The sequence below is a fragment of the Niallia taxi genome (assembly GCF_032818155.1).
Classification (GTDB): Bacteria; Bacillota; Bacilli; order Bacillales; family Cytobacillaceae; genus Niallia; species Niallia taxi_A.
The window spans coordinates 1,630,906-1,646,747 of the sequence record NZ_CP102589.1 but is presented as its reverse complement, the minus strand read 5'-3'; the positions used below and the strand labels follow the sequence as shown (position 1 = coordinate 1,646,747).

19 protein-coding genes are annotated in these 15,842 nt (G+C 37.9%); 4 read left to right on the top strand and 15 right to left on the bottom strand.

What is annotated here, in order from left to right:
- Positions 1 to 20: 20 nt before the first annotated feature.
- From yhbY to NQZ71_RS08010, 4 genes are read right to left on the bottom strand one after another with little or no spacing between them, the layout of a single operon-like run.
- Entirely contained in the window at positions 21 to 314 is a 294-nt protein-coding gene (gene yhbY, locus NQZ71_RS08025; protein ID WP_127737382.1) for a ribosome assembly RNA-binding protein YhbY, read from the bottom strand.
- Positions 315 to 1,145: a shikimate dehydrogenase gene (aroE, locus tag NQZ71_RS08020; protein WP_144452584.1), complete on the bottom strand. Its 831-nt coding sequence runs from the start codon at positions 1,143 to 1,145 to the stop codon at positions 315 to 317.
- A 28-nt stretch (positions 1,146 to 1,173) separates the two neighbouring features.
- Complete coding sequence (gene yqeH, locus NQZ71_RS08015; RefSeq protein WP_144452583.1) at positions 1,174 to 2,277, bottom strand: ribosome biogenesis GTPase YqeH; 1,104 nt, start codon at positions 2,275 to 2,277, stop codon at positions 1,174 to 1,176.
- 3 nt (positions 2,278 to 2,280) lie between these two features.
- Complete coding sequence (locus tag NQZ71_RS08010; RefSeq protein ID WP_144452582.1) at positions 2,281 to 2,796, bottom strand: YqeG family HAD IIIA-type phosphatase; 516 nt, start codon at positions 2,794 to 2,796, stop codon at positions 2,281 to 2,283.
- 423 nt (positions 2,797 to 3,219) lie between these two features.
- Between NQZ71_RS08010 and NQZ71_RS08005 the strand changes: the two genes are divergently transcribed.
- Complete coding sequence (locus tag NQZ71_RS08005) at positions 3,220 to 3,360, top strand: sporulation histidine kinase inhibitor Sda (RefSeq protein ID WP_127737378.1); 141 nt, start codon at positions 3,220 to 3,222, stop codon at positions 3,358 to 3,360.
- A 40-nt stretch (positions 3,361 to 3,400) separates the two neighbouring features.
- Here the strand turns inward: NQZ71_RS08005 and NQZ71_RS08000 are convergent, their stop codons facing one another.
- On the bottom strand, positions 3,401 to 4,186 hold the full coding sequence (locus NQZ71_RS08000) for a phosphatidylserine decarboxylase (protein ID WP_317011637.1): 786 nt from the start codon (positions 4,184 to 4,186) through the stop codon (positions 3,401 to 3,403).
- Between the two features lie 123 nt (positions 4,187 to 4,309).
- Between NQZ71_RS08000 and pssA the strand changes: the two genes are divergently transcribed.
- Complete coding sequence (pssA, locus tag NQZ71_RS07995) at positions 4,310 to 4,849, top strand: CDP-diacylglycerol--serine O-phosphatidyltransferase (protein WP_144452580.1); 540 nt, start codon at positions 4,310 to 4,312, stop codon at positions 4,847 to 4,849.
- 39 nt (positions 4,850 to 4,888) lie between these two features.
- Here the strand turns inward: pssA and NQZ71_RS07990 are convergent, their stop codons facing one another.
- From NQZ71_RS07990 to NQZ71_RS07975, 4 genes are all read right to left on the bottom strand, one after another.
- Complete coding sequence (locus NQZ71_RS07990; protein WP_317011636.1) at positions 4,889 to 6,682, bottom strand: M3 family oligoendopeptidase; 1,794 nt, start codon at positions 6,680 to 6,682, stop codon at positions 4,889 to 4,891.
- Between the two features lie 157 nt (positions 6,683 to 6,839).
- A complete protein-coding gene (locus NQZ71_RS07985; protein WP_260053789.1) occupies positions 6,840 to 7,028 on the bottom strand; it encodes a sporulation protein YjcZ in 189 nt (62 codons plus the stop codon).
- 169 nt (positions 7,029 to 7,197) lie between these two features.
- Positions 7,198 to 7,974 carry an N-acetylmuramoyl-L-alanine amidase gene (locus NQZ71_RS07980; protein ID WP_317011635.1) on the bottom strand — a complete coding sequence of 259 codons (777 nt, stop codon included), beginning with the start codon at positions 7,972 to 7,974 and terminating at the stop codon, positions 7,198 to 7,200.
- A 75-nt stretch (positions 7,975 to 8,049) separates the two neighbouring features.
- Positions 8,050 to 8,508, bottom strand: coding sequence for a hypothetical protein (locus NQZ71_RS07975; protein ID WP_317011634.1), 459 nt, complete (start codon positions 8,506 to 8,508; stop codon positions 8,050 to 8,052).
- Between the two features lie 277 nt (positions 8,509 to 8,785).
- On the opposite strand from NQZ71_RS07975, the gene NQZ71_RS07970 reads away from it, so the two are divergent.
- Positions 8,786 to 9,097 (top strand): hypothetical protein, encoded by a 312-nt coding sequence (locus NQZ71_RS07970; RefSeq protein WP_144452575.1) that lies wholly within the window; start codon positions 8,786 to 8,788, stop codon positions 9,095 to 9,097.
- Between the two features lie 58 nt (positions 9,098 to 9,155).
- Here the strand turns inward: NQZ71_RS07970 and sigK are convergent, their stop codons facing one another.
- Complete coding sequence (gene sigK / locus NQZ71_RS07965; RefSeq protein WP_127737370.1) at positions 9,156 to 9,878, bottom strand: RNA polymerase sporulation sigma factor SigK; 723 nt, start codon at positions 9,876 to 9,878, stop codon at positions 9,156 to 9,158.
- A gap of 296 nt (positions 9,879 to 10,174) precedes the next feature.
- Here sigK and NQZ71_RS07960 point away from each other — a divergent pair, with 296 nt between their 5' ends.
- Positions 10,175 to 12,112, top strand: a complete 1,938-nt coding sequence (locus NQZ71_RS07960) for a fructose-1,6-bisphosphatase (protein WP_317011633.1) — start codon at positions 10,175 to 10,177, stop codon at positions 12,110 to 12,112.
- Positions 12,113 to 12,354: 242 nt separating this feature from the next.
- Here NQZ71_RS07960 and NQZ71_RS07955 read toward each other — a convergent pair whose 3' ends face one another.
- From NQZ71_RS07955 to NQZ71_RS07935, 5 genes are all read right to left on the bottom strand, one after another.
- Positions 12,355 to 12,495 (bottom strand): YrzI family small protein, encoded by a 141-nt coding sequence (locus NQZ71_RS07955; protein WP_144452573.1) that lies wholly within the window; start codon positions 12,493 to 12,495, stop codon positions 12,355 to 12,357.
- Positions 12,496 to 12,531: 36 nt separating this feature from the next.
- Positions 12,532 to 12,684 carry a YrzI family small protein gene (locus NQZ71_RS07950; RefSeq protein ID WP_317011632.1) on the bottom strand — a complete coding sequence of 51 codons (153 nt, stop codon included), beginning with the start codon at positions 12,682 to 12,684 and terminating at the stop codon, positions 12,532 to 12,534.
- Positions 12,685 to 13,142: 458 nt separating this feature from the next.
- Entirely contained in the window at positions 13,143 to 13,388 is a 246-nt protein-coding gene (locus NQZ71_RS07945) for a YrhC family protein (protein ID WP_127737367.1), read from the bottom strand.
- 321 nt (positions 13,389 to 13,709) lie between these two features.
- On the bottom strand, positions 13,710 to 14,843 hold the full coding sequence (locus tag NQZ71_RS07940) for a bifunctional cystathionine gamma-lyase/homocysteine desulfhydrase (RefSeq protein WP_317011631.1): 1,134 nt from the start codon (positions 14,841 to 14,843) through the stop codon (positions 13,710 to 13,712).
- Complete coding sequence (locus NQZ71_RS07935) at positions 14,844 to 15,767, bottom strand: PLP-dependent cysteine synthase family protein (protein WP_144453359.1); 924 nt, start codon at positions 15,765 to 15,767, stop codon at positions 14,844 to 14,846.
- Positions 15,768 to 15,842: the final 75 nt, after the last annotated feature.

The window sequence follows — 15,842 nt, the reverse complement described above, 5'->3', positions numbered from 1 at the left end:
GCCTCTTCTAACGATTATGATTATGATGGCAAGTTAATGCTTTTGTTCTCTTTTGATTCCTTGTAAAGAACAATTGTTGAACCAATTAACTGTACAAGCTCTGCTTTAGTTCCTTCAGCAAGCTCTCTTGCCACAACACTTTTGTCTTCTTCACAGTTTTGAAGCACACTTACTTTTAGAAGCTCTCTTACTTCAAGTGCCTCGCCAATTTGCTTAATCATGTTTTCATTCACTCCGCCTTTTCCAACTTGGAAAATCGGATTCAAATGGTGTGCCATTGCACGCAAGTATCTTTTTTGTTTACCCTTTAGCATTTAGTTGCCTCCTAGTTGTTTCCTTACATTTTTTCTCATTCTATCTGTGTCCGGCATCAGGCCTAGCCACTTTTCAAACGCTAATGCCCCTTGATATACGAACATCTCAATTCCATTTTGAACAATTGCTCCACGGCTTTTACCTTCTTGCAGGATTTTTGGCTCGAGCGGATTATATATAATATCGCTTATAAGAGCATTTTCTTTTATATTCGTTACATCTAACGGAGAGTCATCTATTTCAGGTGACATTCCTATAGATGTTGTCTGGATGATTAAGTCATATTCTCCGAGCTGCTGTTCTGCTGCTACAGCAGACAGTATTTCCGTTTGAACCGGGTAAGGACAGGCTGCCTTTAATTGCTCTGCTGTCACTTTTGTGCGGTTGACTATATCAATGATTTCGACACCATGATGAGCTAAAGTGAAATAAATGGCTCTAGCAGCACCGCCAGCACCAATCATTAACGTTTTTTTATCCTTTAATTCAGGCATCACCTTAAGGATGCCTGCCAGATAACCAGCCCCATCTGTATTATAGCCAATCCATTTTCCATTTTCATTCACAACAGTGTTAACAGCACCAATCTCTTTGCAAAGAGGATCAAGTTCATCCAAAAAAGGGAGGATGTCCGTTTTATGAGGAACGGTTACGTTAAATCCGGCCAAACCGTCTTTTTTCAATAGTTCCAGTCCCGTTTCTAGCATTCCCTTTTCAATATGAACCCTATCATATCGAGCGTCGATTTGATAGTGCTGAAACAAATCATTATGCATATATGGTGACATAGAATGTTTAATTGGATCCCCTATAACCGCAAACCTTTTCATATCCACTCTCCCTGTTTATTCTCTCTCTTTAGATTAGCGACTTTCTGATCATTGCATGAACACCTTGTGGAACATACACAGAAACTTTAATATTTGGCTCATTCACAGTAATCCAGCCAAGTCCTGAAAAAACAATATCTGTTTTCGGTTCTTTTATCGTGAATTCATGCTTAATTAGCTTTGGAAAATGCTCCATTTCATCTCGTTTTGGAGGTGTCAGCATTTCCCCGGCATGCTTTTCATAAAGTGCATCAGCATTTTCTGTTTTAGTGCGGTGGATATCCAGTTCATTAGAGAAATAGCAAACGAATGAATGGCGGTCACCGCTAGTAAAATCAAAGCGCGCTAAACCTCCAAAGAACAATGTTTGTCCTTCATTCAGCTGGAACACTTTCGATTTTATTTCTTTTTTCGGAGTAATAACCTTTAAATCTCTTTTATCAACAAAGTGAGCCATTTGATGGTGGTTAATAATTCCTGGTGTATCTACTAACGCCTTACCGTCTGATAATGGGATTTCTATTATATCAAGCGTAGTTCCTGGGAAATGAGATGTTGTAATGATATTTTCCTCTCCAGAAACCTCTTTAAGGACAGAGTTGATGAATGTCGATTTACCTACATTCGTACAACCAACTACATAAACGTCTTTTCCTTCGCGGTGATACTCAATAGCCTCAAGCACTTCTTTAATGCTTTGACCCTTTTGGGCGCTTACTAAAAAGACATCAGCAGGTCTTAAGCCAAGATCCTTCGCTTCTTTTTTCATCCAATTGATTACTTTTTGCTTGTTAACTGACTTTGGAAGCAGGTCAACTTTATTTCCTATCAGCAACACTTTGTTCTTGCCTGTAAAGCGATGCAGCCCAGGAAGCCAGCTGCCATTAAAATCAAATATATCAACAATCTTTACAATGAGACTGTCACTTCTGCCGATTTCATTCAGTATCTTTAAGAAATCATCATCTGTCAATGATACATCCTGTACTTCATTATAATGCTTCAAGCGGAAGCAGCGCTGGCAAATTATCGTTTCCTTCTCTAAAGAAGAAGCAGGTGCATAACCAAGCTCCTCTTTATTTTCAGTCTGAATGGCAACTCCGCATCCAAAGCAATGTATTCTTTCTGTCACTTATTAATCCTCCCAAGTCAATTTTCCTTTTTTCCGGAACCAATTTAAAATTCTTCTTTCAATTTTTCTGTTCAACCTTGTCGCAAATCCATCTGTTTGAGCTACAGGCACAACGAGGATTGTGTGAAATCCGCTGCGGTTTCCGCCGAGAACATCTGTAAGCAGCTGATCTCCAATGACGACTGCTTCCGTTTTTGAGAGCTCCATTTCCTTAAGCGCTCTGCGAAAGGCTCTGCCCATTGGTTTTCTTGCTGCAAAGATAAATGGGATGTTTAAAGGATCAGAAAAGGACTTTACTCTTCCTTCCTTATTATTTGAAACGATTGTAACTTTTATATTGTTTTTCTTCATATCTTCGAACCATTCCAATATCTGTGGCGTTGCCAACGGACGGTCCCATTCAACAAGTGTATTGTCAAGATCCGTTATAATGCCCTTTACTCCTTTTTCTTTCAGAAGCTCTGGCGTAATTTCGAATATATTTTTAACAAACTGATCAGGCAAAAAATTATTTAACAATGATGGACACCTCTTTTATCTACTAGTTGATCAGAAGAATTTCAATTATATGTTCATTCCAGTTGTATGTACGTCACACTATATTAATTTATATCCGCAAAACAAATTTAATGAAAGTAATATTATACCTTTTTCTACCCACGAAAAGAAGTTAATGACTACTTTTTTTTATATTCTAAAAATATTTTTCGACAAAAAACGCAAAATTCAACATATGTGGATAACCTTATACACATTATACCCTTTGTTATAATAAACATCTTTATACTTACAAACAACTTAACCACAGGTTATCCACGGGAGATTGTGGATAAGAGAACAGTTGTTCTAAATGTTTATTTTTGTTAAAGTTAGGTTACTAGATAATATATTCACTAACGGTTAACAAAGTTTACAAAAAATGGATTGGAGGTGGGTTCTGACATGCGCAAACTGTCAGATGAATTGTTGATTGAGTCATATCATAAAGCTAGGGAGCTGGATTTAAGCCCCGAATTTATACGTCTCATTGAAACAGAAATTCACCGACGTTCCTTAAGTATTAAAATGAAAGTATCCTCTTAAAACCCGCTGAATGAGCGGGTTTTTTTCATCCATTTAATTATTAGTCCATGAATTCTCCAATTAACTCTCCCATTTTAACATGATAAGGTGCAGTGATGTCTTCTTTCATTTTTAAAGCATCCTTTTCAAAAAGAAGAACTACAGTTGATCCGAAGGAAAAATAAGCAATTTCCTCTCCAGCACTCACTGTTTCATGACCGTGGCTTAAAATAATAGAATTGATGAACATGGCACCTACCTTAACAACCGCAACATGCTGCCCACTTGCTGTTCTAACCTCAGAAATCGTCCGGTAGTTTTTGGAAAGCGGGCTTTTCCCGTACTTTAAGCCATATTTATTTACTGGATAGGATTTTCCACCAAGTGTCCACTGCTTCATTATTTCTCCGGCAATTGGACTATGAATACGATGGTAATCCTTTGGACTTAAATAGAAAATCAAGTATGTACCACCCTCATATTGCCCTATCGTATCCTGAGTTCCAAGCATCTCCTCAATAGAGTACGTTTTCCCTTTCACTATTATTGTTTTGTCTTTTTCTATTTTGCCGATATCTTCTATAACAGCATCAACAGGACTGATAACACCATTGCTTATATGCTGTATTTCTCTTGCTCCAGATTTTAGCTTTCTGATAAAAAAATCATGAAGGCTTGCAAAATTGTCCGCCTTTTTTTCTGCTTCCTCTAAATTAATTTCATACACCTTGGAAAAGGAGGGGATAATCTTAGTACTGAAATTTGAGTTAGCGAATTTTTTTATTAGTAAAGAACTCCACTTGCTGTTAGTCAGTTCTATCAAAAAACGGTAAAAAAATTGTTTCAACTAATAATCCTCCAGTAAATTGTAAATTTTTCTTTACGAACAATCATATATTACATTAAAATTATATATTATTATATAACAAAAAAGTTTGTATGAAGAAATTTCATACGGGGAGTGAATGGGATGTTTCTACATGAAGTGCTAGAACAAACCGCTAAAAAGCTAAAAGCTCAAATTGCCAACTTCCTTACACTGACCAATTTAGGCCTTGGCGGATTTTCCATCATTTATAGCCTTAAGGGCCATATTCAGCTCAGCCTTTTATTAATTTTTATTGCTGCACTTGCTGATAGGTTGGACGGGATGGCAGCACGCAAGTTTAACATTGAATCAGAGTTAGGCAAACAACTGGACTCTATGAGCGACATTATATCCTTCGGGGTGGCTCCGGCCCTGTTGCTTTACCAGGCAGTTTTATTTGAATTCAGTACAGTAGGTTCCTTCTTTACCGTCTTATATATTTGCTGCGGGGCATTTCGTCTGGCGAGATTTAACATTACAGAAAACAGCGGCTTTTTCACAGGCCTTCCTATTACTGCAGCAGGGTGTATTATTACTTTCTGCAGTCTTGGAGCCAGCTTTATTGCGCCACACATGTACTTGTTTCTTCTTTTAATCCTATCTGTCTTGATGATAGGCAATTTCAAGTGGAAAAAGATATAAGAAAATGGATGCCCAAAAGGCATCCATTTCTTCGTTTCATTACTTTATTAAAGCTAAAAACTCTTCTATATCCTCTATACATACCTTAATGGCACTTTCCCAGAAGGCGTCATCTGTCAAATCCACATCAAGATGCTTTTTCGCCAGCTCTTCAACAGTCATGCTGGCAGTGTCTTTTAAGAGGGCAATATATTTGTCTTCATAGCCTTTGCCTTCTTGAATGGCCTTTGCATAAATGCCAAGAGAAAATAAGTATCCAAAGGTATATGGAAAATTATAAAAAGGCACACCAGTTATATAAAAATGCAGCTTTGATCCCCAGAAGGACGGATGATATTCTTCTAATGCATCTCCAAAAGCCTCTTTTTGTGCCGCAACCATCAGCTCATTTAATCTCTCTTTACTAACAAGACCTTTGCGTCTTTCCTCATAGAAGCTTGTTTCAAAAATAAAACGAGCATGGATATTCATTAACAGAGCAACTGAACGCTGAATTTTATCCTCTAACAAAACGAGTTTTTCTTCCTCAGAGGAAGCGTATTTCACTGCAGCGTCTGAAACAATCATCTCTGCAAGTGTAGAAGCTGTTTCAGCGACATTCATCGCATAATTGCGGTTAAGTGTATGCATGTCTTTCATTGCATACGTATGGAAGCCGTGACCAAGCTCATGTGCCAATGTCGATACATTGGACGGCGTTCCTGAATATGTCATAAAAATTCTTGATTGAGCACTTTCAGGAAAATAAGTGTGGAAGCCGCCTGGTCTTTTTCCTTGTCTATCTTCTGCCTCAATCCATTTGTTTTCAAATGCCGTTTTAGCAAAGGACGTCATTTCCTCCCCAAATTTCGCAAAATGATCGAGAATGAATTCTGCTCCCTCCTGGTAAGTCATTTTTGTTTCTGTTTTGCCAATTGGCGCATCAACATCAAACCAGCTCAGCTTTTCTAACCCAAGCAATTTTGCTTTTCTGTTCAAGAACTCAACAAGCGGTTTTTTATTATTGCTGATTACCCTCCACATTGCTGTAAGTGTCTTTTCGTCCATTCTATTGTATTCGAGCGGCTCTTTCAGCACATTATCCCAATTTCTCATCTCATATGTATTTAAACGAAAACCAGCAAGATGGTTTAACGTCTTAGATAATAATGCACCCTTTTCATTCCATGCCTTTTCCCATTCCACAAAAACCTTTTGACGAACTTCACGATTTGGATGTGAGAACTTATTGGCTGCTTGCCCAACAGACAAATAGCTCACATGACCATTCTCCTCAAACGGAATTTGTATGCTGCCGACAACTGTATCGTACATTTGGCCCCAGCCATGATACCCGTCAACACTCAGCTTGTTGATTAGCATTTCCTCTTTTTCAGACAGCCTTTGAACTGCATTAGTTCTTCTTTCTGTCAAAACAAAGGATAATTCATGAAGCTTTTCATCCTCAAGAAGCAGCCTCCATTGCTCATTTTCATATTGAGATAATTTCCCATCAAAGATCGTCAGCCCGTTCTGAAAGCTTGCACTCAATTCTGTTACTTTCCCTCTTAGAGCATCTGCATCCTTATCATGCATGTTTTGTGCCTGTAGACAGCTGACAAATGCACCTGCCTGGCGAATTTTTTGCACAGTGCCTTCAAACATATCGATTAAATGCCGCACTGTTTTCCGATCAGTGATGCCGTCTGAAGGAGCATACTCCTTTACTGTTTTCGTAAACTCTTCGATTTTTGTTCCTGTCTCCTCTAGATGCTTTGTGAATTCGGGTGAACTGCTTCCTCCAGGGAAAAAAACCTCTAAATCCCAAACATCTGCATACATTTTGTTTGTCAAAATGATACCCCTCCTTTTTTTGTTTCTTATATCATTATAGTTTTATTATGTAAAAATTTCTATTTATCAAAATAAAAGGATGAAAGAAAGATAATCTGCCTATTTCTCCTAAAAAAAATCATTTGCCATAATAACAGGCAAATGATTACGATAAATGTTAATAATAAAAACAGTTGCTAAATGCCCAAATACCCCAAAACAGGATGATAATGATGAAAAGAACAATTAATAAAGCATACCACGCCCCATAGCCTTGCTGTTGCCCATAGCCATAGCCTTGCGGATACCCTCCTGCTAAATAAGGATTACCTGGAACCGATTGGTATGGATAACCAAATGCCGTCATAACAAAACCTCCCCTCCCTATTAACCTATTCTGCAAATGCCGAAGTTGGTTAGGCAGGGGTCCTGCTTATAGGCAGTTTTCTTTTTATGCCATTTTACTAACAAAGAACCCGAACTATTTCGCAAAATAGTTCGGGTTTAACTTAGACCACCCTTTATTCTCTTGAATGTTAGGATTCTGACATTACGATTGTAGAGTAACCTTTTTCTTTAGCCCTGTCTTCCATTGCTTCTGCATTTGCACGGTTTGCAAATGCACCGATTTGGACTTTATAAAGGTTATCTCTTAACAACACTGCTGCATCAAGACCATCACGTTTTGCTTGTGCTGCAAGGCTGTCTGCATTTGTTTTATTTCTGAAAGCACCTATTTGCACTTTATAAAGTGTATCATTTTCAGTTGTTTCTTTTTTTTTCAAATTGAAAGCATCTGCTATGCCTTCTGCATGTCCCCTAGCTAATGTGGAAAGGAAAGATGCGTTTTTTAGTTTATTTGCATCAGATGCATTATCAATAAACCCGTTTTCAGTCAAAATAGCTGGCATATTCGTTTCTCTTACAACATGGAAGTTTGCCTGTTTTTTACCACGATCGCCCCAGTTAGTAAGATTGACTACTCGATTATGAACTGCTGTTTGATAGGTTGTTGTTGGTGCGCCTGTTCCAGTGTAGACATAGCTTTCAAACCCTGTACCACCACCTGCATTAACGTGGATTGATACAAAATAGTCTGCTCCCCAGCTGTTTGCAGCATTTGACCTTTGTGAAAGGCTTACTGTTTCATCAGAGGTTCTGCTCATCCTAACTGTTACACCTTCATATTCACTGACAAGCATATCCCTGACCATTGTCCCAATGCGTAATGTAATATCCTTTTCTCGAATTCCATTCCCGACTGCTCCTGGATCAGAGCCGCCATGGCCTGGATCAATAAATATTTTTGCCATTATTTTCACCACCTTGCTACTATTATAGTAAGATGGTTGATAATCGCTTGTACGAATATCTCAATTTGAAGATATTTAACGTTCTAATATTTGTTCTTTTTCTTGTCCATCCGAAAAATAGACTACTTCCATTATATTTCCATCACTACCTTTATAATACAAGGATTTCCTCTGTATGATGCTGCCATCTTCCGAAAAATTGATAAAGATGATTTTCTCCACTATATCATCGCTAATGCTGCTTATATCAACAGCGTCAGATTGATCTGAAAAGCTGTAATTGGCAGCCGTACATATGTCAAAGCGCCACACTTCAGTGCCGCTCATCGCGTCAGTCATTTCCTTATGCATCGTTCCAAGCACTGCATCCACTTCTTCTTTATCCTTTAGGCTTTTTATTGCCGACTTCCATTCTGAATCACTTTGTTCACATGTTTTGTCATCATTTGCTCCTGCTCTGTCATATTCCTGATGTGAAGGCCAAACAAGAGCAGTAACGAAAACGGATAAAAAAAGCAGCTGTTTCAATAGCATTTGACTTTCATCCTCCTACCTGCTTATCATGCATATTCACTCTATATCGTTATATATATTACAATCACATTACTAATATTATAATTCATTTACAAACCAAGAACTTTTTTTATTATGAGCGGAATCGCAATGAAGGGCATGTACTTTTTTATGAATATGTTCCTTCTAAGCATAAAATGATAATATTTTCCTTTTTATCATTCTATCCTACTATTCCTTTAAGATTGCCGAATATGTAGGCTGGACATGCATATTATGTATGGAAGGAGGAGAGAGCATGAAGAAACGCCTTGCTTTACTATTCGTAATTATTTTGCTTGCATTCATTGCCTATGTGGAGACACCAACTGCGAAAATTAATGAAGACTATGTTTATTATTATGGTGAAACAACGGAAAGCGAGCCGGCAAGCACATCTGAGGAAGTGTACGGAGCGCCAGAATTAGAATATAAATTAGAAGCTACGACGGTTGAGGATGGATTCGTATTGGAAACTTACAGAGAGTATGAAATATACAAAAATCGCGCAGGCGAAGTTGTCAAAAATGTTCCTACCTCTAATCGGGAATATTTACGATACAAACAATAATAAAAATTGCTGTTATGACAAAGAGGGCTGCACAGCACAGCCCTTTTCCTTTTTGAAGCTAATCCTGCCCCTTTTTCCGCTTTTCCTTTTCTGCTCTGTAAAATTCATGAAACATTTTCATCAGCGCTCTTTTTTCAATACGAGAAACATAGCTTCTTGAAATGCCAAGTTCCTTTGCGATTTCTCTTTGGGTCTTTTCTTTTTTCAAATCAAGTCCAAACCTGCCGACAATAACTTCCTTTTCCCGTTCATCTAAGACATCGATATATTCCTTCACCTTTTCCAGCTCCATATTTAACTGAATCGTATTGACTACATCCTCTGATTCTGACTTCAGCACATCAATTAGGCTTATTTCATTGCCCTCTTTATCCTGACCGATTGGGTCATGAAGGGAGACATCTTTTTTCGTTTTTTTCAATGCTCTTAAATGCATAAGTATTTCATTCTCAATACATCTTGCTGCATATGTGGCAAGCTTCGTTCCTTTACCTTCTGAGAAGCTTTCTATTCCCTTAATCAAACCAATTGTTCCGATAGATATTAAATCCTCCGAGTCCTCACCAGTGTTTTCAAACTTCTTCACAATATGTGCAACAAGCCGTAAGTTATGTTCTATCAGCATATTTCGCGCATGCGAATCTCCTTCTGCCATCAGCCGTAAATACTTTTTTTCGTCTGATGCAGATAACGGCTGGGGAAACGCATTATTTTTTACATAAGAAACAAGAAACAACAGTTCTTTTACTAAAAGCCCGAGTGAATAAAAAATCCCAGACATTGTTCCACCTCCACTTTAGCCTATACTTTATTACTATGTGAAGGTGTAGGATGTCTTGCATGTCCTTTCTCGAATAATAATAGGAAAATATTGTTTAATTACGTTTACAGTTAAAATACATTGGGTATAGGGGACACGCGGTTAAAAGGTGGAAACAGGAATAACAGTATTCTCTTTTACGAAAAAAGACATATTAAGAAAGGTTTCCCCTTCCCTTGTGTGTAAAATAGGAATAAAATGGGCTTATGCCACATCATTAGCAATAATTGGACAATTTTTCGATAGGAGAGGTACAGATGGACACAAAATATTTAGACCTGCTAACAGAAAAATACACTAGTGAAGAAAAGGTTGTAACCGAGATAATAAACTTGGATGCCATTTTAAACCTGCCGAAAGGAACGGAGCATTTTGTTAGTGATTTACACGGGGAATTCCATGCCTTTCAGCACGTTCTAAGAAATGGATCTGGGAATGTTAAGGAAAAAATCAAAGAGCTGTTTCATGAGGAGCTTTCAAAAAAAGAGATGGACGAGTTTGCAACACTTGTTTATTATCCAGAAGAAAAGCTGCAGCTTGTGATCAACACGTTCGAGAATGACCAATTATTGTATAAATGGTATGCAAATACAATCGAGAAAATGATTCGGTTAGTTTCTTACGCTTCCTCCAAATATACTCGCTCTAAAGTACGTAAGGAACTGCCTAAACAATTTGTCTACATTATTGAAGAGTTGCTGTATAAAAAGGACGAGCTAGACAACAAAAAAGATTACTATTCAAAAATCCTTCAAAGAATCATTTCCCTTGGTCAAGCGAGTAAGCTTATAACAGGGTTGGCTTATACGATTCAAAGACTTGTCGTTGATCATTTGCATGTAGTCGGCGATATTTATGACAGGGGTCCACATCCTGATAAAATCATGGAAACATTGATGGACTACCATTCCGTCGACATTCAATGGGGAAATCATGATGTATTGTGGATTGGTGCATACGCTGGCTCTAAGGTATGCCTTGCAAATATCATCCGTATTTGCGCCCGTTATGATAATCTGGATATCATTGAGGATGCATATGGCATTAATTTACGGCCATTGCTGAATCTAGCAGAGAAATATTATGATGATAATACTGCTTTTCGCCCGAAGCTAAATGCTAAAAGAGAGGAAATTGGTGAGGAGAATATCCTGCAAATCACTAAAATCCATCAGGCAATCAGCATGATTCAATTTAAGCTTGAACAGCCTATTATTAAAAGAAGACCTGATTTTAAGATGGAGCATCGCCTGATTCTCGATAAAATTGATTTTGATTCTAATACTATTCTTTTGCATGGAAACACCTATCAGCTTGAAAATACCTGTTTCGCGACGCTTGATCGAAATGATCCAGCAAAGCTTTTGCCTGAGGAGGAGCAAGTATTGGAAAAGCTGCTGTTCTCTATTCAGCATTCAGAGAAGCTGGCAAGACATATGACCTTCTTAATGAAAAAAGGCAATCTTTATTTAAAATACAATGGCAATTTACTTATCCATGGTTGTATTCCATTAAATCAGGATGGCAGCATGAAAACAATGGAGCTGCACGGCAAGAGCTACAGCGGTAAGAAGCTGCTTGACGTATTTGAGCAATATTTACGCGAGAGTTTTTCTCATCCAGAAATAACAGATGACCTTGCAACAGATATGATTTGGTATTTATGGACTGGGGAGAACTCTTCCCTATTTGGCAAAAAGGACATGACTACATTTGAACGTTATTTTATTAAAGACAAAGCAGTACATAAGGAGCAAAAAAATCCGTATTATAAATTACGGGAAGAAGAAGAAACTTGTAGGTCAATACTACAGGAATTTGATATGAATCCTGATCATGGTCATATTATCAACGGACACACGCCTGTAGAAGAAATTAATGGGGAAAATCCCATTAAGGCGAACGGCAAGATGATTGTTATTGACGGTGGCTTCTCAAAGGCTTATCAGTCAAAAACTGGCATTGCAGGCTATACGCTTCTCTATAACTCATACGGGATGCAGCTCGTTGCACATAAACGCTTTATAAGCAAAGAGGATGTTCTTCAAACAGGAACAGATGTCTTATCTGTCAAAAGAGTTGTTGATCGTGAACTGCAACGAAAAAGAGTAATGGAAACAAACATAGGCGAAAAATTGCTAGAGCAAAGAGATGATTTACAGCATCTTCTTGAATACAAATATAAAGTGAGATAATTAGGAGCTCATGCATCAAAAGATGCATGAGCTTTTTTTATCACCGAGACATGGTCTTCCTAATTCTCTCTACCCACCATTTGCATTCAACTGATTCAGTAATATATACATATGCATAGCATTCTCCACAAGCCTTTCATTTCGTTAGGTGGTATCCTTCTCCACCCACAGGATTGATTGACGTCTTTGCAAAATGATTATCATGATTCTTCACACCTTTCTTGTTATTTTTTTCTGGCAGCTTACAGTAAACGCTGATGGGTAATTTGCCTGTTTTTATGTTCATCCATTAATTTTTCAATTCTTTGCTGATGTAAATATTCTTTTGTGCTGATTTCTCGTTTACGGATAATAACTGTAAAGAACAGTAGATTCAGTGTCATATTTTTCACCCCCTTTATCTTCAAAATGCTCTCCTCTTAAAACGTATTTCTTGTAAAGTCTCCTAAGCTTACTTGCTTTTGTTTGCTTTCTTCAATTATTTGTTTCATAAGCTCATCATGCATAAATTGCTCATAAGTTTGTTGTTTCCTCTTAATCGTTATGGTCATAAAAAGAATATGAAGTGTCATAATATCACCTCCTTTCAAAAATAATTACCAGTTATTAACTAAAATGTAATATTTTAATTAAAAAGACACAAAAAAACCACAGGTCGAAAGCTCCTGCGGCATATCGCTTCTAAATGAAGGCATATAAAAACCGCAGGACACGACTCACCTGCGGTTGAATAGGTAATTTTAGAAAAAACTAGAATTTCCATTCCTCAGCGGTTGAATTCGTGCATAATCCATATAATGTTGTCATATTGCTCACTGATTGCATTAATACGTTTTTCATAACATTCAACCTCCTTTAGAATTAGTTTTTACACTGGCAATTATATCCTCTATTTCCATTTTTGTAAACCACTTTTTCTAAAAATAGAGATTTTACTTATTTTTTCGAAAAAGTGGTTTATGCCTAGTAAAAAAAGGGCATAAAAAAAGAAGATGAATTTCTCATCCTCTTTGCTTATCAATCTATTCATTTACATATCGTCATCTGTCATGTCGCTGATCATTTTTCTGAACTTCTTCACTTTTGCAAAGAAGAAAATGGATGCTGATAAAGTAAGTGCTGATGTTATTGTCATTGCTTCATCATGCCATTTAACTTGATGCACAGCTGGAATAATGACTCCTAAATAAAAAAAGACCCCAACAGCCAACAAAACAATCGCAAATCGTTTGTAATCCGCCAATTTCCCCGACAAATCCTTCAACGTCTTTTCCAAGCTATCCCTGCTTTCTACTTTTCTATAACTCTACTTTAACATAAGCTTAGCTAACTTTTCTTTAGCAATTGATAGCATGTCAGGAAAATTATAGGATTTTTTTCGGACGAAAAATCCAACGTGGAAAATCCATTTAGATAACTTTGTTACTTAAATAATTGTTGAGCAATCACATAAAGCTGCTGCTACTCTCGCTTTTTGTAGCCAGGAAGCTATCGCCTTCTCATACTTTGATGCTGGGGCTCTTCCCTTTGTTTCACAGCATAGACTCTTAACCCATTAAATAAAACCCCCATGACTTCGTCACGGAGGTTAGCTAGTTTATCTTAAAGCCTGTTCCAAATCCTCCAGCAAATCCTCTATATCCTCAAGTCCAACGGAAATGCGGACAAGTCCATCGGTAATACCGAGCTCTGCTCTTCTTTCCTTCGGTATGGATGCATGTGTCATTTTTGCTGGAACAGATATTAAGCTTTCGACTGCGCCAAGGCTTTCTGCTAAAGTAAAATACTTCACTTGCTTGAGAAGCTTATCAGCATTTGCTTCACTGCCGACGTCAAAGCTGATCATGCCGCCGAAGCCAAGTGCTTGTTTTTTGCTGATTTCATGATTTGGATGTGATTTAAGCCCTGGATAATAAACCATTGATACAGCTGGGTGCTTTTCTAAAAAAGCAACAATCTCTTTTGCGCTTTTTTCGTGCTCCTCCATTCTGATTCCTAATGTCTTAATGCCGCGAATCAACAACCAAGAATCTTGTGGTCCAAGCACTCCTCCTGTTGAGTTTTGGATAAAATGCAGATCTTCGCCTAATTTTTCATTTTTTACGGCTACAAGCCCTGATACTACATCACTATGTCCGCCTAAATATTTTGTGGCACTATGCAGAACAACATCAGCACCAAGTGTTAATGGAGTCTGCCAATATGGTGTTGAGAATGTATTGTCCACAATCGTTAATAGGCCTAGTTCCTTCGCTGCAAAGGAAGCTGCTGTAATATCTGTGATTTTTAACAGAGGGTTTGTCGGCGTTTCAATATAAAGAGCAACTGTATTTTCTTGAACTGCTTCTTTAATATTGTCAATATTGCTTGTGTCTATAAAGGTTGCTTCGATTCCAAATTTATTTAACACCTTTGTTATAACACGGAATGTTCCTCCGTATACATCATCTGTTATTAAAAGGTGATCACCTTGTTTAAACAGCATGATAACAGCTGTAATGGCTGCCATTCCAGAGCTAAAGGCAAATCCTCTCGTGCCATGCTCTAAATCCTTTATAAGCTCTTCTAGCGCGTGACGAGTAGGGTTTCCTGTTCGAGAATATTCAAAGCCTTGATGATTTCCAATTCCATCCTGTTTATAAGTACTAACCTGATATATTGGGACATTGACAGCACCTGTATGTGGGTCTCCTGGTATTCCTCCATGGATAAGTCTTGTTTTACGTTTCATTTATATTCCTCCTTCAAAGATCTTCTTGCTAATATACCTGTCGCTGCTGTCTGGAAACACAACGACAATATTTGTTCCTGGCGTAGCAGCCTCTGCCTCCAATAAGGCAGCATGCAAGGCTGCCCCTGAGGAACTGCCAACTAGCAACCCTTCTTTTTTAGCCGCATCCTTTACCTTTTGAAAGGCATCAGCATCACTTACTGTATGAATTGCATCAAAATAAGAAGTGTCCATATAGGTGGGCAGAAATTCCATTCCAATGCCTTCTGTTTTATGTGACCCAGCAATTCCGCCATTCAGGATAGATCCTTCTGGCTCTACGATAACTGTTTTTATTGTGCTTTTTTGGTCTTTTAAGTATCTGGCTGTTCCCATAAAGGTACCACCAGTACCAGCACCAGCAACAAAGATATCTATATCTCCATCAAGCTGCTCCCAAATTTCCGGTCCTAGTGTTTTATAATAAGTATCTGGATTTGCTGGATTTTCAAATTGACCTGGCAGGAACGAGCCTGGAATGCTTTTTTGCAGCTCTTTTGCCTTTGCAATCGCCCCAGCCATGCCCATATGTGTTGGCGTATGGATAATTTCCGCACCTAAAGCCTTCATAATTTGCTGTTTCTCGATGCTGAACTTTTCCGGCACACACACAATTACGTTTATATCTTGATTTAATGCAGCAAGAGCTAAACCTATTCCTGTGTTTCCTGCAGTTGGTTCAATGATTGTTCCACCTTTTGTCAGCTTTCCACTCTCAATGGCATCCTTGACTAATTCAAGCCCAAGTCTGTCTTTAATGCTTCCGCCTGGGTTATAAAACTCTAGCTTCGCAAATATACGAACATGATTCGGCAAAGGAAAATGGGTTATCTCAACCATTGGCGTATTGCCAATAAGTTGATGTACATTGTTGTGAACTCTCATCAATCATTTCCCTCCTTCTATATATCATTGCCTGTTTTGCACTTAATTTCGTTTGCAAAATATACCGATTGCTCT